23 protein-coding genes are annotated in these 26,683 nt (G+C 61.5%); 5 read left to right on the top strand and 18 right to left on the bottom strand.

Going from position 1 to position 26,683, the window contains the following annotated elements; genetic code table 11:
* Positions 1 to 40 precede the first annotated feature (40 nt).
* The 5 genes from nadA to FB009_RS04970 form a co-directional block, all read right to left on the bottom strand.
* A complete protein-coding gene (gene nadA, locus FB009_RS04990) occupies positions 41 to 1,120 on the bottom strand; it encodes a quinolinate synthase NadA (RefSeq protein ID WP_011974901.1) in 1,080 nt (359 codons plus the stop codon).
* Between the two features lie 181 nt (positions 1,121 to 1,301).
* Positions 1,302 to 2,540, bottom strand: a complete 1,239-nt coding sequence (locus tag FB009_RS04985; RefSeq protein WP_011974900.1) for an MFS transporter — start codon at positions 2,538 to 2,540, stop codon at positions 1,302 to 1,304.
* A gap of 127 nt (positions 2,541 to 2,667) precedes the next feature.
* Complete coding sequence (locus tag FB009_RS04980; RefSeq protein ID WP_011974899.1) at positions 2,668 to 3,519, bottom strand: MOSC domain-containing protein; 852 nt, start codon at positions 3,517 to 3,519, stop codon at positions 2,668 to 2,670.
* A 78-nt stretch (positions 3,520 to 3,597) separates the two neighbouring features.
* The gene (locus tag FB009_RS04975) at positions 3,598 to 4,254 is read right to left on the bottom strand and encodes an HD domain-containing protein (RefSeq protein WP_011974898.1); all 657 of its coding nucleotides are present in this window, start codon (positions 4,252 to 4,254) and stop codon (positions 3,598 to 3,600) included.
* On the bottom strand, positions 4,251 to 7,031 hold the full coding sequence (locus tag FB009_RS04970; RefSeq protein WP_011974897.1) for a DUF2339 domain-containing protein: 2,781 nt from the start codon (positions 7,029 to 7,031) through the stop codon (positions 4,251 to 4,253). The genes FB009_RS04975 and FB009_RS04970 overlap by 4 nt, the downstream gene beginning before the upstream one ends.
* 238 nt (positions 7,032 to 7,269) lie before the next feature.
* Between FB009_RS04970 and FB009_RS04965 the strand changes: the two genes are divergently transcribed.
* Positions 7,270 to 9,273 (top strand): PhoX family protein, encoded by a 2,004-nt coding sequence (locus FB009_RS04965; RefSeq protein ID WP_011974896.1) that lies wholly within the window; start codon positions 7,270 to 7,272, stop codon positions 9,271 to 9,273.
* Positions 9,274 to 9,303: 30 nt separating this feature from the next.
* On the opposite strand, the gene recO is transcribed toward FB009_RS04965, so the two are convergent.
* From recO to FB009_RS04950, 3 genes are all read right to left on the bottom strand, one after another.
* A complete protein-coding gene (recO, locus tag FB009_RS04960; protein WP_011974895.1) occupies positions 9,304 to 10,053 on the bottom strand; it encodes a DNA repair protein RecO in 750 nt (249 codons plus the stop codon).
* 226 nt (positions 10,054 to 10,279) lie between these two features.
* Positions 10,280 to 10,642 carry a glyoxalase/bleomycin resistance/dioxygenase family protein gene (locus tag FB009_RS04955; RefSeq protein ID WP_011974894.1) on the bottom strand — a complete coding sequence of 121 codons (363 nt, stop codon included), beginning with the start codon at positions 10,640 to 10,642 and terminating at the stop codon, positions 10,280 to 10,282.
* 11 nt (positions 10,643 to 10,653) lie between these two features.
* On the bottom strand, positions 10,654 to 11,136 hold the full coding sequence (locus tag FB009_RS04950) for an SRPBCC domain-containing protein (protein WP_011974893.1): 483 nt from the start codon (positions 11,134 to 11,136) through the stop codon (positions 10,654 to 10,656).
* A gap of 51 nt (positions 11,137 to 11,187) precedes the next feature.
* Here FB009_RS04950 and FB009_RS04945 point away from each other — a divergent pair, with 51 nt between their 5' ends.
* The 3 genes from FB009_RS04945 to rkpK all read left to right on the top strand — a co-directional run bounded on the left by FB009_RS04945 (position 11,188) and on the right by rkpK (position 14,060).
* On the top strand, positions 11,188 to 11,520 hold the full coding sequence (locus FB009_RS04945; protein ID WP_011974892.1) for an ArsR/SmtB family transcription factor: 333 nt from the start codon (positions 11,188 to 11,190) through the stop codon (positions 11,518 to 11,520).
* Positions 11,521 to 11,590: 70 nt separating this feature from the next.
* Positions 11,591 to 12,616 (top strand): NAD-dependent epimerase, encoded by a 1,026-nt coding sequence (locus tag FB009_RS04940; RefSeq protein WP_011974891.1) that lies wholly within the window; start codon positions 11,591 to 11,593, stop codon positions 12,614 to 12,616.
* A 130-nt stretch (positions 12,617 to 12,746) separates the two neighbouring features.
* Positions 12,747 to 14,060, top strand: coding sequence for a UDP-glucose 6-dehydrogenase (rkpK, locus tag FB009_RS04935; RefSeq protein WP_011974890.1), 1,314 nt, complete (start codon positions 12,747 to 12,749; stop codon positions 14,058 to 14,060).
* A gap of 177 nt (positions 14,061 to 14,237) precedes the next feature.
* On the opposite strand, the gene FB009_RS04930 is transcribed toward rkpK, so the two are convergent.
* The 3 genes from FB009_RS04930 to cfa2 form a co-directional block, all read right to left on the bottom strand.
* On the bottom strand, positions 14,238 to 14,552 hold the full coding sequence (locus tag FB009_RS04930) for a hypothetical protein (protein WP_028054075.1): 315 nt from the start codon (positions 14,550 to 14,552) through the stop codon (positions 14,238 to 14,240).
* 239 nt (positions 14,553 to 14,791) lie between these two features.
* A complete protein-coding gene (locus FB009_RS04925) occupies positions 14,792 to 17,098 on the bottom strand; it encodes a Tex family protein (RefSeq protein WP_011974888.1) in 2,307 nt (768 codons plus the stop codon).
* Between the two features lie 285 nt (positions 17,099 to 17,383).
* Positions 17,384 to 18,640 carry a cyclopropane-fatty-acyl-phospholipid synthase gene (gene cfa2, locus FB009_RS04920; RefSeq protein ID WP_011974887.1) on the bottom strand — a complete coding sequence of 419 codons (1,257 nt, stop codon included), beginning with the start codon at positions 18,638 to 18,640 and terminating at the stop codon, positions 17,384 to 17,386.
* A 495-nt stretch (positions 18,641 to 19,135) separates the two neighbouring features.
* Between cfa2 and FB009_RS04915 the strand changes: the two genes are divergently transcribed.
* The gene (locus tag FB009_RS04915; protein ID WP_011974886.1) at positions 19,136 to 20,134 is read left to right on the top strand and encodes a glycerophosphodiester phosphodiesterase family protein; all 999 of its coding nucleotides are present in this window, start codon (positions 19,136 to 19,138) and stop codon (positions 20,132 to 20,134) included.
* Positions 20,135 to 20,340: 206 nt separating this feature from the next.
* Here the strand turns inward: FB009_RS04915 and era are convergent, their stop codons facing one another.
* The 7 genes from era to FB009_RS04880 all read right to left on the bottom strand — a co-directional run bounded on the left by era (position 20,341) and on the right by FB009_RS04880 (position 26,668).
* Positions 20,341 to 21,273, bottom strand: coding sequence for a GTPase Era (era, locus tag FB009_RS04910; protein WP_011974885.1), 933 nt, complete (start codon positions 21,271 to 21,273; stop codon positions 20,341 to 20,343).
* Positions 21,274 to 21,281: 8 nt separating this feature from the next.
* The gene (gene rnc, locus FB009_RS04905) at positions 21,282 to 21,998 is read right to left on the bottom strand and encodes a ribonuclease III (RefSeq protein ID WP_011974884.1); all 717 of its coding nucleotides are present in this window, start codon (positions 21,996 to 21,998) and stop codon (positions 21,282 to 21,284) included.
* Positions 21,998 to 22,741, bottom strand: coding sequence for a signal peptidase I (gene lepB, locus FB009_RS04900; protein WP_011974883.1), 744 nt, complete (start codon positions 22,739 to 22,741; stop codon positions 21,998 to 22,000). Before lepB ends, rnc begins: the two co-directional genes overlap by 1 nt.
* Before the next feature lie 160 nt (positions 22,742 to 22,901).
* Entirely contained in the window at positions 22,902 to 23,321 is a 420-nt protein-coding gene (gene acpS / locus FB009_RS04895; protein WP_011974882.1) for a holo-ACP synthase, read from the bottom strand.
* Positions 23,318 to 23,875, bottom strand: coding sequence for a DUF2062 domain-containing protein (locus FB009_RS04890; RefSeq protein WP_024311251.1), 558 nt, complete (start codon positions 23,873 to 23,875; stop codon positions 23,318 to 23,320). Before FB009_RS04890 ends, acpS begins: the two co-directional genes overlap by 4 nt.
* 200 nt (positions 23,876 to 24,075) lie before the next feature.
* The gene (locus FB009_RS04885; RefSeq protein WP_011974880.1) at positions 24,076 to 24,228 is read right to left on the bottom strand and encodes a DUF3563 family protein; all 153 of its coding nucleotides are present in this window, start codon (positions 24,226 to 24,228) and stop codon (positions 24,076 to 24,078) included.
* 214 nt (positions 24,229 to 24,442) lie between these two features.
* Positions 24,443 to 26,668 carry a RelA/SpoT family protein gene (locus FB009_RS04880; protein ID WP_011974879.1) on the bottom strand — a complete coding sequence of 742 codons (2,226 nt, stop codon included), beginning with the start codon at positions 26,666 to 26,668 and terminating at the stop codon, positions 24,443 to 24,445.
* Positions 26,669 to 26,683 lie beyond the last annotated feature (15 nt).

Below are 26,683 nucleotides of genomic sequence, written 5' to 3'. Positions count from 1 at the left end.
ATGCCTCGGCATGCCTGCCGGAACGACTCCGGCCGAACGATCACTGCTTGAGGTTCACCATGCGCTCGACTGCGAGCCGCGCGCGGTCGGCGATCGCGGGGTCGACCAGAACCTCTTCCGTCATGGTGAGCAGGCTGTCGAAGATCTTCGGCAGCGTGATGCGCTTCATGTGCGGACACAGATTGCAGGGCTTTACGAAATCCACGCCTTTGACCTCCGCCTGAATATTCGATGCCATCGAGCATTCGGTCACGAGCAGCACGCGTTGAGGCCGTTTGTCCTTGACGTAATTGATCATGCCCGAGGTGGATCCGGAGAAGTCGCAGACGGCGATGACGTCGGGGTGGCATTCCGGATGGCCGACGATCTCGATGCCGGGATTGGCTTCCTTGTAAGCCAGGAGTTCGGCTGCCGTGAAACGCTCGTGAACCTCGCAGTGACCTTTCCAGGTCAGGATCTTCTTGTTCGTCTCTCGCGCCACGTTCATCGCCAGATATTCGTCGGGGATGCAGAGCACGGTATCGGATTCCAGACTTTCAACCACTGCCAGCACGTTGGACGAGGTGCAGCAGATGTCGGTCTCCGCCTTCACATCGGCCGATGTGTTGACATAGGTAACGACCGGCACACCCGGATAGCGCTCCTTGAGGAGCCGCACATCCGCGCCGGTGATCGACTCCGACAGCGAGCACCCTGCTCTGGCATCCGGAATGAGGACCGTTTTTTCCGGGTTGAGCAGCTTCGACGTCTCGGCCATGAAGTGCACGCCGCACTGAATGATGATCTCGGCGTCCACTTTAGTGGCGTCGCGCGCGAGTTGGAGCGAATCGCCGACGATGTCCGCCACGCAGTGAAAAATATCCGGCGTCTGGTAATTGTGAGCGAGGATGACCGCGTTGCGTTCCTTCTTCAGCCGGTTGATCGCATGGACATAGGGCGCATAGGCCGCCCACTCGAATGCGGGGATGAAGTCCTTGACCTTCTCGTAGAGATGCTCGGTCTCGCGTGCGACAGCCGGGGTGAAGGCGAGATCGGGTTTTTCGATGACGCCGAAGCGTGCCGCAGCGCTCACGAAGGCCGGAGCGGGCGCCGCATCCTTGCGAAGGTTAAGAGTGGTCATCGGGATCTCCTCTCTCACCGTGCCGGTGATACAATTATGCTCACATTGAGCATAATTGGTGCAAAACAAAAGCGGCTAAGCCGCCGTGACTGATTTAGAAAGTTTTGTGACAGATTTCAAGCGCGCCGGATGGGAAACGATGCGTCCGCCTCTCAACGGACGCATCGCGGGATTTTGCCGATCAAGCTGTTGCCGGGCGTGCGACGGCGCGCTCCTCGATCGGCCAGTGAACGATGGCCGCGAAGATGCCGAGCGCGACACCCACCCACCAGACAGGATCGTAGGAGCCGAATCGGTCGTAAAGATATCCGCCCATCCACACGCCCAGGAATGAACCGATCTGGTGCGACAGGAAGACGATGCCGCCAAGCAGGCCCAGATGCCGCGTTCCGAACATGATCGCCACCAGTCCATTGGTCGGCGGCACCGTCGACAGCCACAACAGGCCCATAACGACCGCGAAGACGATGACCGAGGTCGGCGTCTGCGGCAGCAGCAGGAAGGCCGAAACCGCGACCGAGCGGGCAAGATAGATCAGCGTCAGAAAATAGGGCTTCGAATAGCGCTGACCGATCAGGCCGGCCGAGAACGAGCCGATAATGTTGAAGAAGCCGATCAATGCCAGCGCGATCACAGCATAACGGGCATCGATGCCTAGATCGCCGATATAGGCCGGAAAATGCGCGGTGATGAAAGCGACCTGATAGCCGCAGACGAAGAAGCCCGAGACGAGCAGAAGATAGCTCTTGTGACCGAGTGCTTCCCTAAGCGCTTCGCGGACCGTCTGCTTGTACATCGTCGCCGACTGGCTGCCGGAAGCGGCATTGCCGCGCAACGGAATCGCGAAGAGAGGGACGAGCAGCATCAAGAGCCCGAGGTAGACGAGACTGTCTGACCAGCCATAGGCGGAGATGAGGCCCTGGCTCAGCGGCGCGAAGAGGAACATGCCGGCCGAGCCGGCGGCGGTGCCTATGCCGAAGGCGAGCGAACGCTGCTCGGGCACGACATTGCGCGCGAATGCGGAAAGCACGATGCCGAAGGAGCCGGACGCAACCCCGAGACCGACCAGAACGCCGCCTCCAATATGCAGCCAGATCGGCGCATCCGCGAAGGCCATCAGGATCAGGCCTGCCGCGTAGACGATGCCGGAAAGCGCGAGCACGCGCCAGGTGCCGAACTTGTCGGCGATCGCGCCGAAGACCGGTTGGCCAAGGCCCCAACAGAGATTTTGAAACGCCATTGCGAGGCCGAAGGTCGTCCGGTCCCAGCCCTTTTCGGCAAGCATCGGCAGTTGGAAGAAGCCCATGGCGGAGCGCGGACCGAAGGTCAGCATCGCGATGATGGAGCCGGCGACGATGATGAGCCAGGGCAAGCCGCTGCGATCGAGTGGCCGGGTGACTGCGGGAGAAACGGCAGACATGGACAAGCTCCTGATGATGAGGGGCCATCCTATGGTGGTGCCCGCCTCGGGGGAAGCCAATTAAATTGACGATGCGATCACAGGAATTGATGCCCCGCCCGCAAGCGCAGCTTCCTGCGGACGGGTCTCAGCCGGCGGAACGCATCTTCATCGGCCAACGCTCATGGCGACGGCGCACGACCTTGACCGCATCGCCGAGCCTGAGGATCCCCTCGCCTCGGGGCACGGCGTTCCAGCCGAAGAGCACGCCGGGAACGCGCCGGTCCGCAGACATGCGCTTTTCCGCAAGACCTTGGATCGGGTTGCCCCCCATACGTTCGCCGGTCGTTTGATCCTGCGTCGTCATGATGCACCGCGAACAGGGCTTGACGAGATCGAAGGTGATGCCGGCAATCTCGATACTTTCCCAAAGATCTTCGGCCCAGGCTTCGTCGCAATCGATGAGGATGTTGGTGCGGAAGCGCTCCATGCCGACCGGCTCCTGCCCCTTCTCGACCAGAGTTCGGTTGAGGTCGGCGAGCGAGCCCGTCGTCGTGACCAGAATCGGGAAGCCGTCGGCGAATCCGACGGGCGCGGCCGCTCCTGCCCATTCGGCACCGACGAAACGCTCGGCCTCAGCATCCATGTGGACGAGCTTGACTGCGCGTCCGAACCAGCCGGACAGCACGTCGTTGGACACGTCGTCAGCGACGGCGGCATTGACATCGCTCGACCAGACGCGGACGTCGAGGCGGTCGTCCGGATCGAAGCGAATGGAGAGCTCCTGGCCGTTCATCCTGAGGCGAACGCCGCCGTCCACCTGCTCCGCCTGGACCTGCGCCAGCACCTGCAATTCGCGTTGGGTGATGAAATGTCCGTCGGGCTCAACCAGCATGAAGCGCCGGTCACCCGCCAGCCCGTCGAGATCGACCGTCACGGCCGTCTGCGGTACCGCACGACCGCTCTTTAAAGGGTGGATGCTGAGGCCGGTCACTTTCATCACACTGTTCCATGTTGCGAAATTGATTCAGAGCGCTCGCAAAATGAATCATGCGGCCGCGGTAATCCTTTGAAGGATTTAGATTTCGTCGAGCATCATGGCAAGCACGCTGCGCAGCCGGGCTTCACGTTCCAAAGCCAGACGCCGGCCGGCTCCGGTCTGGAAGCCGCCGGAGAGACGGAAGAGCTTCGTTTCGAAGTGATCGATCGCAAAGGCCTTGTCGTCGGGCGGTCTCTCCTCGGCCAAGGGGTCGAGCGGATCGTAGAGACCGCTGCCCATGCGCCCTGCTATGTAGAAGCAACGCGCGGCGCCGACCATGCCGATGGCATCGAGGCGATCCGCGTCCTGAAGAATTCCGGCCTCGAGCGTCTCCGGTGCAAGATTGGCCGAAAAGCTGTGGGTCAGAATCGCATGGGCGACGGATGAAATATCGGCCGGGCTCCAGCCGAGGTCGCCAAGGACCGCGGACGCTTTTTCGGCCGCCAGCCGCGACGCCTCGGCCCGCAACGGCGAGTTCTTTTCGACGGAAACGCAGTCATGCAGCAGCACGGCGGCGGCGAGCTGGCGTATGTCGCCACCCTCCTCCGCCTGAATCCGGAGCGCGTTCTTCCAGACGCGAATGAGGTGCGAAGCATCGTGCGAGCCGTCTTCGGCGGCAAAGGCATGCGGAAGGAGTTCGCCGGCAAGTTCGGCGTGAGGAGCGAAGGCAGCCGCCAATGCGGGAATCCGGCTCATGCGCGGCGAGCCCCTTCACCGGCGTCGCCGGAGCTGCTCGACAATATTTTCTGGTAGAAGAGCCCGATGCCGATCAGTACGGCCCCGAGGCCGATAAAGGACAACGCCCGCAGGAAACCTTCCAGATTGGACATATCAACCAAAAAGACCTTGAGTACAGCAACGAAGACGAGAACGGCCGAAGCAATCCGGACACTCTTTGCATCGAAACGCGAGCCGGCCACGAGCAGCAGCACGCCGAGCACGAGCCAGACGACCGAATAGGTGTAGGTTTCGCCTTGCAGGAAACTCTTCCAGTCGGCAACGTTCTGACCCTGCCAGAAGCGGCGAACGCTCAAGGTAGCCCAGGCGAAGGCGAGCACGGCGCCGCTGACGGCGAGCGCCGCGACATAGGGCAGCGGCCTCCTGCGGCGTGCATACCAGGCAAGACCCGAGTAGCCGATAGCGGGCAGCAGATAGCCGATGAGAAGCAGATCGAAGAAGGGGACGCTGCCGAGCAGTTCTCCGCTGAAATAGGGGTTCAGGCCGACAAGGTGCGCCGCAAGCACGGAGAGCATGGACAGGACGCCGAGCGCCATGCCTCCATAGCGGAACACCGGACTTGGGGACCTTCCATCCAGCGTCATGAATATCCCCGAAGCGCCGATGGCGAGAAGCGTATAGATCGCCTGTTCGCCGAGTGTCGGGACGGAGCTGTCGAGCGCGCCGTGGTTCATTGCATGACGCACGAGTATCGCTAGCGTCAGCAGGACGAAGAGGCTAGCGAGCGCCTGCAGCAGGTTGCGTACGCGCAGGTCCGGCCACACCCGCAGGAAATAGGCTGAGGCGACGAGCAGCAGTGCCGGAATGCCGTAGCCCGGGAGCAGCGCGTTGAAGACCGGAGTCGTTGCGAGAGTGCCCGGCCCGACGATCGTCGGTTCCCAGGCAATGCGCGCAAGAATGACAACCGCGCCGGCCACCGTCACCCAGGGGAGAATCGGCCAGGAGCGCAGACGTGTGGCGAAGCTGTATCCGGCCCCGAGAAGCGCGATCGCCAGGGTGGTCACCAGGCCGTCGGTCCAGGCGTGAAGCCCAATGACGAAGAGACCGAAGGAACCGAGTGCCAGCAGCCCCTGATCGACATCGGCAGCCACTTCGCCGGCGTCCCGCCGATTGAGCCATTCGATGAGACCGAGAAGGAACAGGCCGCCCGCAAACGCGGCAAGGCCATGGGGCAGGTCGAAGGCGAAATTGCCAGTCATCACGAACGACATGGCCAGAAGCGCATTCGGCACCACGGCGGCGATGCCCGCCCACAGCGCCGCAAATTGCCGGTTGTCTGCCGGGCGGCGCTGAAGGACGAAGACCGCGAAGAGGACGAAGGCGCCGGAAAGGGTCATGGCCGTCAGCATGGCTGTGCGGCCGGGGACGACAATCGCAGGGGATGAATCGGCGAATGAGGGATCAAAATATCCAAGAACACCGCTGAGCGCGGTCAAACTCCAGGTGCCGACGACGGCGCCGATGGCGGCAAGCAGTGCCGCATAGGCCGCCGAGGGCCTCAATGAGCCTGCCGCCGCGAGGGCGACGACGATCACCATGAACTCGCTTACCGGGAAATGCGCGGCATCGACCGCCGGGCTGATGAACAAAAGGGACAGAACCGTCGCGACGATCGCCGCCGATATGCTTACGGCAAGATGAGGCGGCGTGAAGAGCCTTTCCCACGCGCCGGGCTCAGTGGCGGCACCGATTGGCGGTGCCCGGCTCGCCTCCGCGCTCGGCTCCGCCCGGCCGGGCCAGATCAGCGCGACACCCGCGACCATCACCAGTAGCGCGAAGGTGACCGGAGGCGCCTCGAATGGCGTGGCGAGCGCTACATAGGCAAGTCCCCAAAGCCCCAGGCCGGCATTGGCAAGCGTCGGCACGGCTCTCCATCTACGCAGGCGCGACGCGGCAAGCGTGGCAAGCCAGGCCACCGCGAGGAACCCGAACAACACCCAGGGGCGCGGCTCTCCGCTCGATACGAAGAGCGGTGTCAGGAGCGAGGCCAGGAGGCCGAGACCGGCGAGCGCCTGCCCGTGCAGCAGTGAAAGCCCCACGGTCGCAAGCGAAATCAGCGCCAGCAGGACGAAGGCGATGCCAGTTCCGATGAAGCCGTAAACGCCATGGGCCGCGTAGACGACACCGAAGAGCGTCACGGCTCCGGCGGCGGTCAGCACACCGGGAATCATCGCGTTGCGAAACCGGTCTTCGATCGCAGGCTCGGCCCCGCGCCGGATCACCTCGCCGGCAATTCCGAGAGCAAGCCCGAAAACTGCGGCAAGCACCAGGCGGACCGCCGGACTCAAGAGCCCGGCTTCGATCGAATACTGCACGAGGAAATAGCCACCCAGCGCCAGGGCCAGCCCGCCAACCCAGACCGGCCACCGGCCGCCAATCCGACTCTCGAGGCTTTCGGCCCACGCGGCCGCTTCGGGGGGCGCTACCGGCGCGGCGGTGGCTTCGCTTTCGACCTCCGCCGCCGATTCGCCGGCAGCAATCCGCGCGTCTTCCCGCGCCCCGGACCAGGGACCATGGGCCGCCGCGTCCGTCTCAGCGGCGGTGGGAAAGCCAGTCTCTGTAGGCTTGGCGGCTGCGAGGTCCGGGGTCGTCCCTCCCGCCCCTTCTTTCGCCAATTGCGCGATCTCCGCCTTGAGGCTCGCGATTTCCCGATCGAGCCGCTCGGCCGTCTTGCGGCCGCCAAGGAAGGCGGCGAGCGCCATCACAAAGGCTAGAAGAGCTATGGACTCGAGCATCAGTTCCCCCGGGATGGTCATAGTCAGGATCGATTCGGACAACGTTAGCGCGAAACGGCCGCTGAAAATATCCTGAGCCTGAGAACTGCAGATTCACAGAACTTTTGAGCGATACGAATTCTCGCGCCGGCGCAGCAATCTCTTCACCCAACTGTCGCAGAGCTGTCATGAACTCGCTGGTAAAGCGGAACGGGCGCCGGGAAGTCGACGGCGCATTATCAGCTCAATGGGGAGAATCATGGACAAATTTCTCGTGCCTGACGACGAAGCCGAATTCAGGACGCTGACGGAGCGCAGGGAAGAACTGGAAGACATCGGCAAGAACTGTTCCACCAACCCGACCATGGGCGACATCATCAACCGCCGGTTCTCGCGCCGGTCCTTCATCGGCGGCTCTCTGGCTGTCGCGGCCATCTCCACCACGGTCAGCCCGCTTGCTTTGCTGACGGCTGAGGAGGCCCGGGCTGAGGGCGGAGCGCCGACCTTCGACTTCAAGGAGATCGAAGCCGGCGTAGACGAGACCCACCATGTTGCCGAGGGATACGACGCCGACATCCTGCTGCGCTGGGGCGACAAGATCTTTGCCGACAGTCCGGAATTCGATCCGCTGAGGCAGACCGCCGACGCCCAGAGCCGGCAGTTCGGCTACAACAACGACTATGTCGGCTTCATTCCGCTCGAGGGCAATCCGGACCACGGCCTGCTGGTCGTCAATCACGAATATACCAATGCCGAGATCATGTTTCCGAACTTCGCCCGCATCGAGAAGGTGACGGAAGACGGGAAGGAAGAGGATAAGGTCGTTCTCGGCGAATATACCAAGGAGCTGGTCGATATCGAAATGGCCGCCCATGGCGGCACGGTCATCGAAATCCGCAAAGTCGACGGAAAGTGGCAGCCGGTCCTCGACGGCAAGTACAACCGCCGCATCACTGCCAATACCGAGATGCAGCTTTCCGGCCCGGTGGCCGGTCATGAGCGAGTCAAGACTCCATCCGACGCGACCGGCAGGAAGGTCTTCGGCACCCTCAACAATTGCGCAGGCGGCATCACCGCCTGGGGCACCTACATGATGGCCGAGGAAAACTTCAACGGCTATTTCGGCGGCGAGATCGCCGAGGATCACCCCGAATACAAGCAGATGAAGCGCCTCGGCGCTCCGGGTGGCCAGTATGAATGGTCGAAATTCTACGACCGCTTCGACGTGTCGAAGGAGCCGAACGAAGCAAACCGCTTCGGCTGGGTGGTCGAGGTCGACCCCATGGAGCCGACCTCCGTACCGAAGAAGCGCACCGCGATCGGACGCTTCAAGCATGAGGGCTGCGAATCGATCGTCAACACGGATGGCCGCGTGGTCCTCTACAGCGGTGACGACGAGCGCTACGACTATGTCTACAAATTCGTGACGAAGGGCACATACAACCCGGACGACCGGGCCGCGAACATGGATCTGTTCGACGAAGGCACGCTCTACGTAGCGAAGTTCGACGAGGACGGCACCGTGACCTGGATGCCTCTCGTCCATGGCGAAGGCCCATTGACGGCCGAGAACGGCTTTGCCTCCCAGGCCGACGTGCTGATCGACACCCGCTTTGCCGCCGATGCGCTCGGTGCGACCAAGATGGACCGGCCGGAAGACGTCCAGCCCAACCCCAAGACCGGCAAGGTCTACGTCATGCTGACCAACAACACGAAACGCAAGGAGGGCGAAATCGACGCCGCCAATCCGCGCGCCAAGAACGCTTTCGGCCACATCGTGGAAATCTCGGAAACGGACGGCGATTTCGCGTCGACGAAATCCCGATGGGACGTCCTGCTGAAGTGCGGCGATCCTGCTGTCGCCGAAGTCGGCGCCTCCTTCTCCACCGCGACGACGAAGAACGGCTGGTTCGGCATGCCGGACAACTGCGCCATCGACACCGATGGCCGTCTCTGGGTCTCGACCGACGGCAACAACGAAAAGGACACGGGGCGCACGGACGGCGTCTGGGCTGTCGAAACGGAAGGCGAAGGCCGCGGCACTTCGAAACTGTTCTTCCGGGTGCCGGTCGGCGCGGAAATGTGCGGGCCAAGCTTCAATCCCACGAGCGACACCTTCTTCCTCGCGGTTCAGCACCCGGGCGACGCCGGCCTTGCCACTTACGAGAAGCCGGCAACGCGCTGGCCCGACTTCCGTGACGATATGCCGGTGCGTCCCGCCGTCGTTGCGGTAACCAGGCAGGGCGGCGGCAAGATCGGTTGACGGAAGACCCGATCTTTCGGAGGCGTCGCGTTACTGCGGCGCCTCCGACGAAGCTGTCCTCAACGCCTTCAGGGTCGCATGGACGAAACCGTCCCGCGCCGACGCGGCATCGACGCCCCGCGGCTCATAAACATGTCGATTGAGGAAATAGGCGGTGAGACGGAAGGCCGCCGCGAGGCTTTCGTGATCAGCCGCCCTGTTTTGTCCGGACAGGAAATCCGGAAGGGCAAGCATACGCTCGGCATAGGGGGCGCCGGCTTCGCGACAGATCGCGCGGCCGGATTTCGGCGATACATAGACGAGTTCGCTGCGTGCGCCCGTCGCTCCACATCGCGAAAGGTCGAGGCCGAAGCCGAGATCGTTCAGCACGGCGAGTTCGAAGCGTACGAACAATTCGCCGGCGTCTGCCGGATCCTGCAGGTGATCGACAATGACGGCGAGCGCTTCGTAGAGATGGGGGTGCGGATCGCGTTCCGGCAGAAGCCTCAGGAGTGATCCAAGCGCCTGGATGCCGTAAACGGAGGTTGCCGTCTCGATCAGCCGCGCGGCGCGCAATTGCAGCGGCTCGACGCGGAATTCCCCGAGGTGCTCGTCGAGCCTCGCCCTCCAAACCACCTCCACGGAATTACCCGGCTGCAGCACGGGCTGCATGGCACGCGACCGGCCCGAGCGAACGAGCCCGAGATGCCGCCCGTGGCCGGGCGTCATCACCTCCGCGATGACAGAGCTTTCGCCATGCCTCCGGATGCCGAGAATTATGGCTTGATCGCTCCATTGCATGGAAGAGGAATACACCCGCGGCGGAAACGTGATCAAGCGAAGAAAGGCCTGCCGTTCCGAACCCGGACGGATGCGGCAGATGCAATCCGGCAGCGCCGCGTCGGCGGTGCGGAAGGAGCTCTTTCAGCCCAAGGACCTTGTCTCGCTGGCTCCCTGTGACGAGCCCGGGATGAGGAGATCAAACAAGTCGCGGCGGGATCCCGAATCCCAACAGACCTTAGTCCGCTTACCAGGCATCCGGCTCTCGGACGAGGTGCACGATATTGGCGGGGTTCATGATCCATCCGCCACGGAAGCCCTCGCCCAGTTCCTCAACCTGATCGCAGCGCACCACGTCGTGCGCTGCAAGGCGATCGAGGGCTGCCTCGTGATCATCTGTGAAAAGCTCAAGCCAGATCTCTGCCTGGCTGTAATGCGGCGCTTCGTCGATCCACAAGCGGTTCGGGCCGAGGAGGAAGCCTTTCGCCGGTGCCTTCTCGTCGTATGGCGGCAGCCCGACAATATCGCGGTAGAACGCGATCACCGCTTCATACTGATGGCTCGGAACCTTCATGGCGATATTGATACCGCCCTTGATCTCGGTCGTCATCTTTCTATCCCCTATAGTTGCGGCTCAAGCGCCGGCTTGCCGGACAGTTCGCTCGCATAGTAGCCTTCGCGCAGATTGATGCCGTATTCGAGCCACGCCTTCATGCAGGCGAGCATCTGCGACCAGCCCTCGCAGTTTTGATAGGAACTCTTCTGTCCCTGTTCGTTTTCCCGCCAGCCGCTCTCTGCGATCGTCACCATGGTGGCGCCGTCGTCGAGCGGCTGGAAACGCATCTCGACCCGGGTCCGGTAGGGGGACTCGTCCTTTGCAACCATGGCATCCCAACAAAAGACGATCCTCTCGTTAGGTTCGACGGCCTCGACTTTGACCGGAACCTCGCCCCACCACGTAACGGTGGCGCCGGCGACCAGCGGCCCGCTGATACCGCCGAGGGTCACGAAATAGCGGCTGAGCTGGTCCGGATTCACGACCGCGTCGAAGACCTGTTCCACGGGACGGGCAATTCTTCCATTCACACGAAATTCGAAACCCATGACGTCCTCCTGACGTTTGCGCCAGATGATAATATGTTATAAAAATATAACATGTCAAACGATTCGGAAGACGATGTTGTTTTCAAAGCGCTGGCCAACGGCCTGCGCCGGCAGATGCTCGATGCGCTGAAGGAAAAGCCGCAAACGACGGGCATGCTCTGCGAGCGATTCACGAAGCTCGATCGCTGCACGGTGATGCAGCACTTGAAGGTCCTTGAGGAGGCCGGGCTCGTTCTCGCCAGGCGCGAGGGCCGCGAGCGGTGGAACCATCTGAACGCCGTGCCGATCCAGGCCATTCACGACCGCTGGATCAGCCAGTATGCCGGCCACGCAATGTCCGTTCTGACGGCCCTCCAGCGCGAGCTCGAAGAACCGCGCGGGTGACGGATTTGACTTTTCATCGACCGGCTTTCTGGTATGAACTGTCATGTGGGGCAAACTGGGGGAAATCGTCATGCGTTACCTCATCACCGGCACTGCGGGTTTCATCGGTTTTCATGTTGCGAAGCGGCTGATCGACGAGGGGCACTTCGTCGTCGGATTTGACGGCATGACGCCCTACTACGATGTGACGCTGAAGGAACGTCGCCACGCGATCCTGCAGCGCTCCAACGGCTTCAAGGCCGTGAGGGCCATGCTGGAGGACCGGGCCGCACTCGACCGGGCAGCCGAGCTCGCCGAACCGGAAGTCATCATCCACCTCGCCGCCCAGGCGGGCGTCCGCTACAGCCTCGAAAATCCCAAGGCCTATGTCGATTCGAACCTCGTCGGGTCGTGGAATATGCTCGAGCTCGCAAAAGCAATCGCGCCCAAGCACCTGATGCTCGCCTCCACTTCGTCGATCTACGGCGCCAATGAGAAGATTCCGTTTGCCGAGGCCGATCGGGCCGACGAGCCAATGACGCTTTATGCCGCCACGAAGAAATCAATGGAGCTCATGGCACACAGCTATGCGCATCTCTACGAGGTTCCGACCACCGCCTTCCGTTTTTTCACCGTTTACGGACCCTGGGGACGACCGGACATGGCGCTCTTCAAGTTCGTCGATGCCATCCACAACGGCCGGCCGATCGACATTTATGGCGAAGGACGGATGAGCCGGGACTTCACCTATATAGATGACCTCGTCGAGAGCATCGTCCGGCTGTCGCATATTGCGCCCGCGGAGGAGAACCGGGTGGCACCGGAAAAAGCCACCGACACGCTTTCCCGTCATGCGCCATTCCGCGTCGTCAACACCGGCGGCGGACAGCCGGTGGAGCTCATGACCTTCGTGGAAACGGTCGAGAAGGCGGTGGGGCGTCCGGCGATTCACAACATGCTGCCGATGCAACAGGGCGATGTACCGCGCACTTTTGCCTCCCCGGACCTGCTTGAAGCCTTGACCGGGTTCAAGCCGTCCGTTTCGGTCGAGGAAGGCGTCGCGCGCTTCGTCGAATGGTATGAACAGAATTATCGTCGTGCACAGACGATTGTCTGATGGTAAAACAAGCGATATTTTATGTGAAGCGCGTGCTTCTGCGCTCAGTTTCGAATTCAATTCTGTTTAATTTTTCATTAGATGACATTTATTTAATCGATATCCTCGAGACCAATTCAAGGAAAAACGGATGAAAATCACGATGATCGGCGCCGGCTATGTCGGCCTTGTTTCCGGTGTTTGCTTTGCGGATTTCGGCCATGACGTTGTTTGCGTCGACAAGGACGAAGGCAAGATCTCGGCTCTCAGGAAAGGGCAGATCCCGATCTTCGAACCGGGTCTGGACCATCTTGTCGCGAGCAATGTCGCGTCCGGACGCCTGAACTTCACCGACGACCTCAAGACAGCGGTTGCCGCGAGCGACGTGGTTTTCATCGCCGTCGGAACGCCGTCGCGGCGCGGCGATGGCCACGCCGATCTGTCCTATGTGTACGCGGCCGCACGCGAAATCGCCGCCAACCTCCGGGGCTTCACTGTCGTCGTGACCAAGTCCACCGTTCCGGTCGGTACCGGAGACGAGGTCGAGCGCATCATCCGCGAAACCAATCCCGAGGCCGATGTCGCCGTAGTGTCGAACCCGGAATTCCTGCGGGAAGGCGCCGCGATCGAGGATTTCAAACGGCCCGACCGGATCGTCATCGGGGTGGACGGCAGCGACGGTCGTGCCAGAGAGGTGATGACCGAGGTCTATCGGCCGCTCTATCTCAACCAGTCGCCGCTTGTATTTACGACACGCCGCACTTCGGAACTGATCAAATATGCCGGCAACGCTTTCCTCGCGATGAAAATCACCTTCATCAACGAGATCGCCGATCTCTGCGAGAAGGTCGGTGCCAATGTGCAGGACGTCGCCCGCGGCATAGGGCTGGACGGCCGCATCGGGTCCAAGTTCCTGCATGCCGGTCCCGGATATGGCGGCTCCTGCTTCCCGAAGGACACATTGGCGCTCGTTAAAACCGCGCAGGATCACGACAGCCCTGTGCGGCTCGTAGAAGCCACCGTGGCCGTCAACGACAATCGGAAGCGGGCAATGGGGCGCAAGGTGATTGCGGCCGCCGGCGGCGAAGTGCGCGGCTCGAAGATCGCCGTTCTCGGACTGACCTTCAAACCCAATACGGACGATATGCGCGACAGTCCGGCGATCGCCGTCGTGCAGGCGTTGCAGGACGCAGGCGCCCAGGTCATCGGCTATGATCCGGAAGGCATGGAAAACGCGCGCAAGCTGATAGAGGGAATGGTTTGTGCAAGCGACCCTTACGAAGCGGCGGCCGGCGCGGATGCTCTGGTGATCATCACCGAATGGAACGAATTCCGTGCGCTGGATTTCGACCGGTTGAGGTCCGCCATGAAGACGCCCCTGCTCGTCGATCTGCGCAACATTTATCGCAAGGACGAGGTCGCAAAGCACGGCTTCCGCTATGCGAGTGTCGGCAGACCCGACTAGATCACGATGTTTTCAGTTCGGGTCGACCTGAAAACATGAACGTCATCGATACCAGGGAAATACAGCGGGGTGCGGGCGGAAAACCGCACACACTTTTCCCGCTCCAAATTGATTAAGTGCTTCGCGGCAGAGGGAAGCTGAACGGGCTTCCCTCTGCGCGCGCCACTCAGGTGGCCGTCAGGCCTTCGGACCGACCTGGACGACCTGCTCCCAGCTTTTTCCAGCAAGAACGACGCAGCTTCGGCCGGAAACGTCCGTCACGATCAAGGTCCAGCTGCCACCATCGGCGGCATAGAGTTCCATCACCGCCTGCGGATTGATCTGCCCGACGGCGGCCTGCTTTTCTTCATATTGTCGAGTAAGCAACTCGATGACTTGCGATCGCTCAGCGCAATTCACAACGCCCTGCGAGTCTGCCGCATGGGGATAGGTCGTCACCGCCGCCGTCAGAAGGACGGCAAGAGAAAGGCCGCGGACCACATTGCGTACCATTACGCACCTCCTTTCGCCGGGGTGTCCCGGCGGAAGAGGATTTCCGCTGCCTGTTCCGCCGTATACCGGCATTGCTATGGTCGACACCTTCGAGCGACGAAGCGATGTCGCCATCTGTAAAGCATGACGGAGGCAGGCTATATCTCGGTTGCCTATTTACAGAGCGTAACCTGAGCCATCACACCAGCATCGATGCTCCGGTAACGATCCTCCCAGGCGGGCCGTTCCATCGGACCCTTTCATTTTTTCTTCATCGCCGCGATCAGCGCTTCACCGAAGGCGCCTTGCGCCGGCTGCTGCGGCGGCTGCGGTCGAGCGGGCGCACCCCGATTGCCGCCGTTCGGCGCCGTCCCCCTCGCCTCTCGGGGCGTTTCGGCGCCACCTTCCTTGCGCATCGACAGTCCAATGCGCTTTCGCGCCACATCGACCTCCGTGACACGGACGTGCACGACGTCCCCGGCTTTGACGACCTCATGCGGATCCTTGACGAAGCGGTCGGCCAATTGCGACACATGGACGAGACCGTCCTGATGCACGCCGATATCGACGAAAGCGCCGAAGGCGGCGACATTGGTCACCGTGCCCTCAAGGCGCATGCCGACCTTCAGATCCTTGATGTCGTCGATCCCTTCCGCGAAGGTGGCCGTTTTGAAGCTCGGGCGTGGATCGCGACCCGGTTTCTCCAGTTCAGCGAGAATGTCCTTGACAGTTGGCAGGCCGAAGCGTTCATCGACGAAAATGCGGGGATCGAGCTTCTTCAGTTCGGCGCTGTCGCCCATCAGAGAACGCACATCACGACCGCAGGCGGCGACGATCTTCTTTGCGACTCCATAAGCCTCCGGATGCACCGCAGACGCATCGAGCGGCTCGGAGCCGTTCGTGATCCTGAGGAAGCCGGCGCATTGTTCGAAAGTGCGGGCACCGAGGCGAGGCACTTTCAAAAGGTCCTTGCGGCTGGCGAAGGCGCCCAGCGCATCGCGATGCGCAACGATCGCCTCCGCCGAGGACTTACCCAACCCCGAAACGCGCGCCAGCAGCGGCGCCGAGGCGGTGTTGAGATCGACCCCGACCGCGTTCACGGCATCCTCGACGACGGCATCCAGCGAACGGCTGAGCTTCGACTGATCAACGTCGTGCTGATATTGACCGACCCCGATCGACTTCGGTTCGATTTTCACGAGCTCGGCCAAGGGATCCTGGAGCCGGCGCGCGATGGAAACGGCACCCCGCAAGGACACGTCGAGGCCGGGGAACTCGGCAGCCGCCGTCTCCGAAGCGGAATAGACCGATGCTCCCGCCTCGGAGACGATCACCTTTGTCGGCTTCGGCGCCGGCATGGCAGCGAGCATATCCGCGACGAGCTTTTCGGTTTCACGGCTCCCGGTGCCGTTGCCGATCGCGATAAGTTCCACCTTGTGTTTGCGCACAAGCGCCGCAAGCTCTGCCTGAGTCCCGCGAATGTCGTTCTTCGGCGGAAATGGATAGACCGTGCTCGTGTCGAGGAGCTTGCCGGTACCGTCGACGATCGCGACCTTGACGCCCGTCCGGATGCCAGGGTCGAGGCCCATGGTCGGACGCGAGCCCGCAGGCGCTGCAAGCAGCAGGTCCTTGAGATTGCGCGCGAAGACGCGGATGGCCTCCTCCTCGGCGCGCTCTCGAAGCTCGCGCATCAGGTCCAGTGATAGCGAAAGCGAAAGCTTCACGCGCCAGGTCCAGCCGATGACCTCCAGCAGCCATTTGTCACCGGGCAGCCGGTCGCCAACGCTGTAGGCAGCCGCGATCATACGCTCGATCGGTCTATGCGAAGGCGCCGCATCCTCGTCGACAACGATGTCCACGGACAGGACCTCCTCGTTCCAGCCGCGAAGCATCGCAAGCGCGCGGTGGCCGGGCACCGTCGCCCATCGCTCGGAGTGATCGAAATAGTCGGAGAACTTTGCGCCGGACTCCTGTTTGCCACCCACGACGCGGGCGCGCAGGAAGGCTGCACCCCGCATGTAGCTCCGCAGCTGCCCAAGAAGCTCGGCATTCTCGGTCATGCCCTCGGCGATGATGTCGCGGGCACCATCGAGTGCGGCCTTGGCGTCCGGCACATCGGCGGTGAGAAAGGCGGCAGCACGTTCGGCAGGCGCTGTCGAACGGTCGGAAAGGATGGCGTCCGCCAGCGCGCCAAGGCCCCGCTCGCGCGCGATCTCCGCTTTGGTGCGGCGCTTCGGCTTAAAGGGCAGGTAGATGTCTTCGAGCTCCGCTTTGGTAACCGCGCCCTCGATCTTGCGTTCGAGTTCATCGGTCATCTTGTCCTGGCTGCGGATCGAATCGAGGATCGATGCACGCCGCGCCTCGAGCTCGCGCAGATAGGTGAGGCGCTCCGACAGGACGCGCAGCTGCGTGTCGTCGAGCCCGCCCGTGGCTTCCTTGCGGTAGCGGGCGATGAAAGGCACGGTCGCACCACCGTCCAACAATTCGACGGCGGCTGCAACCTGTGCGGCGCTCGCCTTGATTTCGCTGGCAATGATGGCGGCGATGGGTCTCGCGGTCGTGACCATTCTCTCGTTCCACTTCCTGTTTCGGCCGTGACCATACCGGCGCAGACCATCAAGGCCAAGTGAAGGCCGATGACCGCCTTGGCGAACTCCACAGAAGATCATGGGAAATGCTTGCCTCAGGCGGGCGGCCCCCTGAGCGTGGAACCGTTCACGAGGACCCGCCGCGCCGAAGCGGTGAACCGGAGCTCTCTATCTGTCGCGCCTCACCCCGCTGCGGCGGCCTTCTCCCCGCAAGGGAGCGAAGGTCGCCGGCAGGCCGGTTCAGGGTTTTTCGCCGGCCCCTCTTTAGACCGCGACGAGCTCCAGCCGTTGGCGTGTCTTTTCGAACTCCAGCAATTCCCTCTCCTTGATGGCGATATAATCGCGTGATACCGGCACGGTGGCGAGTGAAGGCGAGAGCTGGAGCTGAAAGATGAAGTGCTTGTCGTAAAGGAAGGCCGTTTCGGAGGCGGCGAGATAGAACTCCCACATGCGGAAAAAGCGCTCATCATAAAGCCTGATCGCCTCCTCCCGCTGCGCGACGAAACGCTCACGCCACGCCCTGAGCGTCCAGGCGTAATGCATCGGCAGTATTTCGATGTCCTTGACCAGCAGACGGTTGCTCTCGGCGGGAGGCAACACCTCGGACAGGGCGGGAATGTAGCCGCCGGGAAAAATGTACTTTTCGATCCACGGATTGGTTGCCCAGGGTTTGTAGATCTGCCCGATGGAGTGCAGCAGCATCACTCCATCGGGATTCAGCAGTTCTTTCATCTTACGGAAAAAATTGCCGTAATTGCCGATGCCGACATGTTCGAACATGCCCACGGAGACGACGCGGTCGAATTGCCTTCCCTGCATGGTGCGATAGTCCTGCAGCTCGAAGCGCACGCGGTCCGAAAGCCCGCGCCTTTGCGCTCGCTCGCGCGAAACTTTCAACTGCTCTTCGCTGAGCGTGATGCCCGTGACTTCGACCCCGGAAGACTCGGCGAGATACATCGCCATCCCGCCCCAGCCGGATCCCACTTCCAATACCTTCTGGCCGGGCTCGAGCAGCAGCTTGGCCGCTATGTGCCTCTTCTTGGCACGTTGCGCCTCGTCGAGAGAAATTCCCGGTGGATGAAAGTAAGCGCAGGAATATTGCCAGTCCTCGTCAAGGAAAAGATTGAAGAGCTTGCCGTCCAGATCGTAATGATGGGCAACGTTATAGCGGTTGCGGTTGATCGGCAGGCGGCTCTTCATCTGCTGACGCATTATGTGCCACAATCCGACGATGGAATTAGTAAAGGTCGCCGCCTTGTCGAGATCGTTGCTCTTGACAATGGCCAGCACATCGAAAATGTCGCCTTCCTCCACGAGAACGCGACCGTCCATGTACATCTCGCCGAATTTCAATCCCGGATCGAGCAGGACGGCTTTCTCCGCTCCGGCATCAACGAAGCGGATGGCCGCGGGCTTGCCCGTACCATCGCCCAGGACCACTTTTTCACCCGACGAGAAAACGACCGTCAGCTTGCCTTTCTCGACAAGCCGGCGAAGTAGATTCAACAATCCCGCATTCATATCCTACCTCAGCTCAGACCTAACGGACCCTCGATTCGTTCACAGGGGAGCGGGTGAGCGGCTGGTCGGCTTCATGGCGGAGATGCGACGGCTATACTTTAAATGCAGCGCCAGCCACATCCGGAAGCGGCGAGAAACCGGCTCGAGCGCGACCTTACGGGTTTTCCGGCCGGCCCTCGCGAAGCGAGTTGAGGACCAGCTGCGGGAAATTCGTCAGGCCAGCCCATCGGGCTCCTATCCATCAGAACTTCCATTAGCTTAGCGGTGTTCGGCGGTTATTCAATGGGGCTTTTTTGTGGCCCCTCAAAGATTTGTTTGCTTAGTAAATTCGAAAGCACTGACGCAAACCTCTTCGAGCGATTTCATGGTTCAATTCGGTCTCGGGCTCCCGAGGGTGATTCAGCGGTGGAAAACCTTGCAGCGCCTGTGCTCCGTGGGGCAACATCGTCACGCCACATTGTCGCGGCAAGCCCCTTTTCGAGAGGAGGATACACGATGAAAAAGATCGCCGCGGTTGCGCTCGTCGTCGTCGCCATCCTATGGCTTCTCAACACGTCGCTTCTGGCGACGCCGCCCTCCGGCGGCGCAAAGATCCTCGCTCATCGCGGCGTTCATCAGGTCTTCAATTCGGAAGGTCTCGACAATGAAACCTGCACCGCCGAGCGCATCGAGGCGCCGCGCCACAGCTATCTCGAAAACACCATTGCTTCCATGCGCGCCGCAATGGAGAGCGGCGCCGACGTCGTCGAGCTGGATGTCCACCTGACACCGGATCGCCAGTTCGCCGTGTTTCACGATTGGACACTCGATTGCCGGACGAATGGGAGAGGCGTGACCCAGGATACGCCGATGTCCGAACTGAAGACGCTGGACATCGGCTACGGTTATACGGCCGATGGCGGCAAGTCCTTCCCCTTCCGCGGCCAGGGAGCTGGCCAGATGCCGACGCTGACAGAGGTCTTCAAGGCCCTGCCCGAGGGCCGCTTTCTGATCAATTTCAAGAGCGAGCGGCGGGAGGAAGGCGCGACCCTCGCCGTTCTTTTGCGTTTCCACCCGGAGTGGCGCAAACAGGTGTTCGGCGTCTATGGCGGCACTGCCCCCACACAGGAAACCCTGAGGCTGGTCCCAGGCATCAGGGGATACGACCGACAATCCACACTCGCCTGCCTTGGCCGCTATGCCGCCTATGGCTGGACGGGTATCGTACCGGAAGCCTGCCGCGACACGCTGATCATAGTGCCCGGCAATTATGCGCCATTCCTGTGGGGGTGGCCGGACCGGTTCGCGGCCCGTATGCAAGCCGCCGGCAGCGAAATCATCCTGCTGGGGCCCTATAAAGGCGGCGACTTCACCACGGGCATCGACAGCGCGGATGATCTCGCTTTCGTTCCCGAAGGTTTTTCCGGCTATGTCTGGACCAACAGGGCGGAAACGATCGCACCTCTCTTCGGCAGGCGATCCGGAGCCGGGAGCGACCAGGCCAACCGCCAGTGAGTGCGAGGCCGGTCGCCGGCAGTCGGACGTGTGTGCGGTTGTCCGCCCGCATCCCGCTTTCTCTGTTTGGAATCGGTCGCGTTTGATCTCGACCAGGTCTACAGCGCCGCGCGTCTCATCAGACGCACAAAGGTCGCTGTAGCACTTTGATCTGCTGCATGTTGTTGTCCTTTAATCGGATCCGATTAAAGGAAATATGCAGTAGGCTACTTCGGAAAATCGAGCCCCATCTCGCGGAAGCGCTCGGGATCGTCGCCCCAGTTCTCGCGCACCTTCACGAACAGGAAGAGGTGCACGGGCTGCTCGAGGATCTCGGAGATCTCCTTGCGCGCGGCGGTCGAGATCGCCTTGATCGCCTCGCCGCCCTTGCCGAGTGCGATCTTCTTCTGGCTATCGCGCTCCACATAGATCACCTGCTCGATGCGCACGGAACCGTCCTTGCGCTCTTCCCACTTCTCCGTCTCGACGTGAGATGCATAGGGAAGCTCCTGGTGCAGCCGAAGGAAGAGCTTCTCGCGCGTGATCTCGGCAGCAAGCTGCCGCATCGGCAGATCGGAAATCTGGTCCTCCGGGTAATACCAGGGGCCCTCCGGAAGCCTCTCGGCGAGATAATCCATCACGTCTTCGCAGCCGGAACCGGTCAGGGCGGAGATCATGAAGGTGCGCTCGAATGCCACCACCTCGTTCGCAGCGGCTGCGAGCTTCAGCAAATCCTCTCGGCGAACCTGATCGACCTTGTTGAGGACGAGCACCTTTGGCTGGTGCACATCCTTGAGGCCCTCCAGGATCGTGTCGGCATCACCCTTGATCCCGCGCTCGCTGTCGATCAGCAACATGATCAGATCGGCATCCTTGGCTCCGCCCCAAGCCGTCGTGACCATGGCGCGGTCGAGCCGGCGCCGTGGCTTGAAGATGCCGGGCGTGTCCATGAATACGATCTGCGCATTGTCGTGGATCGCGATGCCGCGAACGATCGCCCGCGTCGTCTGTACCTTGTGGCTGACGATCGACACTTTTGCGCCGACAAGGCGATTGATCAATGTCGACTTTCCGGCATTCGTCGCCCCGATCAGCGCCACGAAGCCAGAGCGCGTCGGCACCGCAGCAGCGGCCGTATCCTGTTGATTGTCCGTCGTCATCACATCCGTCAATTTCCGGCAGAGCGTTTCTGCCAAACACCTTCGCGTTCTAACAATTTCATGGCCGCGACCTGCTCGGCCCCGCGCTTGGAACGATCAACCCCGGTCTCCGGGTCGATTCCGTCGACCTCTACCGTGACGGTAAAGCGCGGATCGTGATCCGGGCCGGAGCGATCTTCAGTTCGGTACTTCGGCGCCACACCGAACCTGGCATGCGCCCATTCCTGCAGTTCCGTCTTGGCGTCGCGCCTGGCGCCGTCCGCACTTGCAGCGCGATGCGTCCAATGCTCGAGCACGAAGCGCCGCGCCGCCTCCAGGCCGCCATCGAGATAGATCGCGGCAATCAGCGACTCTACCACATCGGCACGCACATTCATCATGTGCTTGCCCGTGATCTTCTTCACATCCGAACCAGTGCGGATGAATTCATGCAATGAGAGCTCATCGGCCACTTTCGCGCAACTCTCCGCGCTGACGAGCTGATTCAGGCGAACCGAGAGCTCGCCTTCGTTTGCATCGCTGAATGTCTGGAACAGGAGCTCCGCGACGCAGAGCCCAAGAATCCTGTCCCCAAGGAATTCGAGCCGCTGGTAGTTGATTGCACGGCCGCTTCTCGCGCTCGAATGTGTCAGGGCCCGGTCGAGACGTTCCTTCTCGGCGAACTGGTAACCGATCGCAGCCTCAAGCCGCGCCCGGTCCTCCGCGTTCAACGAGCGACCCTTCATCAGTTGACGACCTTGAACAGACGGTCGTAACGCAGGTTCGCAGGCCATTTCCAGATCTGCCGGAACGAGGTGTCGTTACCGAGCGAGAAGAAAATCAGGCTGGCGCGGCCAACCAGGTTTTCAGCCGGCACGAAGCCAACGTCGAAACGGCTGTCGGCCGAGTTGTCCCTGTTATCGCCCATCATGAAATAATGGCCTTCGGGAACGATGAACTCACGGGTGTTATCGCCGCGTGAATCCGGGAACTGGTCGAGTGTTTCGTAAGTCATGCCGTTGTCCATCGTCTCGCGATAGACGGGCACATCGCCACCTGTGTCGTACTGATCATCGGCCCGGAAGGGGCCGGCCGGTACCCGTTCGACCGCCTTGTCATTGACGTAGAGAATGCTGTTCCTGACCTGGAGGCGATCGCCCGGCAGGCCGACGAGACGCTTGATGTAGTCGATGTCCGGGTTGGGCGGGAACCGGAAGACGACGATGTCGCCCCGCTCCGGTTCGCTTGCGAAAATTCGGCCGCTGAAAAGATTCGGCGAGAATGGCAGCGAGTATTTCGAATAGCCATAGGCGAACTTGTTGACGAAGATGTAATCGCCGACGAGGAGCGTCGGCATCATCGAGCCGGAAGGGATCGTGAAGGGCTGAAAGAAGACTGTGCGGATGACCACGGCCAGGAGCAGCGCCTGGACGATGACCTTGACGTTCTCCCAGAGACCGCTCTGCTTCGCTTCTGTCTTTTCTGCCACGCTCAGTCTTCCTTGTCATCCTGCCCGGGGCACCCGAGCCTAACGCTTCAACTTTCGTTTGCGCCCGAACTCATGCCGCACGTCTCCCCGCAACTCGATGCTATATGTCGCGGGAAATCCGAGCTTCAAGCGACCGCGGGCCGGTCTTTCGGCAAGTGCTCTAAACCGTTCCCTCGGCGGGGGCAACCGGCAGCGCCTCGATAATCACGAAAGCTTGCGCAAGCGGGAAGTCGTCGGTGATCGTCAGATGGATCGCGGCGCGGTGTCCGACCGGCAACATTTCCCGAAGGCGCGCTGCCGCGCCGCCGGTCAGTTGCATCGTCGGCTTCCCGCCGGGCAGGTTGACGACCCCCATTTCTTTCCAGAATACGCCCTGCGCTAAGCCGGTGCCGAGTGCCTTGGAGCAGGCCTCCTTGGCGGCGAAGCGCTTGGCATAGGACGCCGCGCGGTTCTTGCGGCCGTCGGATTTGGCGATCTCGATGTCGGTGAAACACCGGTTTACGAAACGCTCGCCGAAGCGCTGGAGCGAATTTTCGATGCGTCTGATATCGATGAGATCGCTGCCTATGCCGATGATCATGTTGGATGTCCAAGTCTGTGCGCGCGGGCCCGCCGGCGGCGCTCCTGAAAGAGACGCGCCGTCTGAAAGGCAAGCGGGTAGAATATCAGGCCACCCGCCGCGGCAAGAGGAAGCGAGCCTATGAGCATCGGCTTGAAGACCGGGCCCCACAAGCTGGCAAGATCCAGATGCTCGAGCATGCGCATGATCTCCTGACCGCCGACCGCCTGAGCGGCTTGCGGCTGCGTAAGCATCGTACCGACCTCGTAGGAGGCCGTCAGGATGACAGGAATGGTAACGGGGTTGGCAAGCACGGTCGTGATCGCTGCCGCGACCAGATTTCCGGAAAAGGCAGATGCGAGAAGGACGGCGAGAACGATATGCAGACCGAAGAACGGCGTTAATGAGGAGGCCGCGCCTGCCGCTACGCCGACAGCGATCGCGTGCGGCGACGAATTCAGACGGAGAACGCGAAGGGCAATATAGCGCGGAGCGCGCGTGAACCCTTTGCGCGGCCAAAAGAACGCGCCAAGTCTCTCGGATATCGTGACCGGTTTTCTGCGCCTGAATAACATTATGCCGTCATGATCGCATTCAAAGCCGCCCGCCGGCGCAAGACGGACCCGCCCGCCTCTCGATGGGCGAAACATAGGCGCGACGCGCGCGATGTGCAAGCGAAGGCGTCAGACCGCAAGATCCAGCAGACGAGCCATTCGAAAACCGCATAGCTCTGCGCAGCATCAATGGCGCGCCTTCCGGCGCGCCGCATTCGCGATCAGAAACCCTTGCGGAAAAGACCGCGGTCGATCTGACGCTGACGGTATTCCAGGTCGATTCTGTCGACGGAGCCGTTCAGATATGCGACTTCCCGCTCTTCAATGGAGGGAATGTGCAGGGCACGCGTGATTTTCTTCAACTGCTTGAACATGGCAAACCTCTTTCGTTCACCTCCCGACACGAAAGATAGTGCAGCGGCCTCCCCGTCACCAGCCACAGGATGCGGCGGCAGCCATGCATCTTGCGCATGACTCGGTCGCCGAACGCCCCTAACTGCTTATTTTGAAGGCAGTCTGCACGGAAATGGAACGCATCCTTGCGCGCCTGCAGGAGCAGCATCTCTGCGTGGCCGCCCGGCAGACGCCCTACTCGAAGAGGCGCTTGACCATGGAAATGCTTGGCAATTCCTTGAGTTGCGCCATCAGGTGATTGAGCTGACGCAGATCCCAGACTTCGAGGTCGAACTGCAATTCGCTGAAATCAGCCGCGACGCGCCCCATCGATAGGGAGCGGATGTTGACATCGGTGGTCGCGATCGCCTGTGCGACCTCCGCCAGCGTACCCGGCTCGTTCAAGGCGCTGACCGCAATTCTGGCAATGAAACGGCTGTTGTTCGCCTCGTCGAGATCCCAACGAACGTCGATCCAGCGCTCGGGCTGCTCGTCGAACTGCTGCAGGATCGGCGACTGGATCGGATAGATGGTGATGCCTTTGTCCTTGTCCATAATACCGACGATGCGATCTCCGGGAACGGCGCCGGCAGGACTGAAGTGGACCTCGGCATTGCCGGACAGGCCGCGGATCGGGAGAGCTTCGGGGCCTTCCGCCTGCTCTGCGGCGGCCATTTCCTTCGACCGCTCCGGCAGCTTGAAGATCATGCCTGCGGCGCTGCGCATGTTGAACCAGCCGTCATCGGCGCTAGGCTTCACGGTCACGCGCTCGTCCTGATGATCCGGGAAGACGGCGCGCAGAACGTCGAGCGAGGAGAGTTCGCCGCGTCCTACCGCAGCGATGGCGTCTTCCACGTCCTTTTGCCCGAGCCGATGCAGCACCGGCTTCAACGCCTCGCGCGAGAACGTCTTCCCTGCCCGTTCGAAAGTGCGCTCCAGGATGCGATAGCCGAGGCCGGCATATTGCTTGCGGATCGCGGCGCGAGTAGCGCGGCGGATGGCCGCCCGAGCCTTGCCCGTGACGACGATCTCTTCCCAGGCCGGCGGCGGCACCTGAATGCCCGAACGGATGATCTCCACTTCATCGCCATTGTTGAGCCGCGTCACCAGGGGCATGATGCGACCGTTGATCTTGGCCCCGACGCAGGTGTCGCCGATATTCGTATGCACGGCATAGGCGAAGTCGATCGGGGTGGCACCGCGCGGCAATGCTATCAGCTGCCCCTTCGGAGTGAAGCAGAAGACCTGATCCTGGAAGAGTTCGAGCTTGGTGTGCTCGAGGAACTCCTCCGGATTATCACCCTCGGCGAGAGATTCGATCGTGCGGCGCAGCCAGGAATAGGCGTTCGATGTCGGTGTGCGCGTCAGGTCGCCGGAAACAGTGTCGCGATCCTTGTAGAGTGCGTGGGCCGCGATACCGTATTCGGCGATCTCATGCATGCGCTTCGTGCGGATTTGCAGTTCGATGCGCTGGCGCGACGGACCGATGATCGTCGTATGAATGGATTGATAGTCGTTCTGCTTCGGCGTCGAGATATAGTCCTTGAAGCGTCCGGGCACGACGCGCCAGCGGGTGTGCACGATACCCAGCGCGCGATAGCAGGCCGGAATGTCGCTGACGATGATACGGAAGCCCCAGACGTCCGAGAGCTGCTCGAAGGAAAGCGATTTCGACTGCATTTTGCGGAAAACCGAGTAAGGCTTCTTCTGGCGCCCCTTGACCTGGGCATCGGCAAGCCCCTCCGCCTGAAGCAATTCGCTCAGTTCCTCCTCGATCTTCTTGATCAGCCCTTCGTTACGTTCGGAGAGCTCCTGAAGGCGTCTGGTGACGGTTTCGTAGGCTTCCGGGTTGATGTGCCGAAAGGAGAGGTTTTCAAGCTCCTCGCGCATATCCTGCATGCCCATGCGCCCCGCCAGGGGCGCATAGATGTCCATCGTCTCCTCCGAAATGCGCGCGCGCTTTTCCGCCGACATGTGATCGAGCGTACGCATATTGTGGAGGCGATCGGCGAGCTTGACCAGGAGGACGCGGACGTCGTCCGAAATAGCGAGCAGCAGCTTGCGCAGATTTTCCGCCTGCTTGGCCTTCTTGGTGACGAGGTCGAGTTTCTTGATCTTGGTGAGACCTTCGACCAAGGCACCGATATCTTCGCCGAAGAGGCCGTCGATTTCCTGTCGCGTCGCGGTCGTATCCTCGATCGTGTCGTGCAGCAGCGCGACGGCTATCGTGGATTCGTCGAGATGCATTTCGGTCAGGATCGCCGCGACCTCCAGGGGATGGGAGATGTAGGGATCGCCGCTTGCCCGCTTCTGCTGCCCATGCTTCTGCATGGCGTAAACATAGGCCTTGTTCAGCAGGGCCTCGTTGACGTCGGGCTTGTATTTCTGCACGCGCTCGACGAGCTCGTATTGGCGCATCATCCGCTGACGGCTCCT

The organism is Sinorhizobium medicae (assembly GCF_007827695.1).
Lineage (GTDB): Bacteria > Pseudomonadota > Alphaproteobacteria > Rhizobiales > Rhizobiaceae > Sinorhizobium > Sinorhizobium medicae.
The sequence above is the reverse complement of the archived record's forward strand: the minus strand, read 5'-3'. Positions and strand labels throughout refer to the sequence as shown.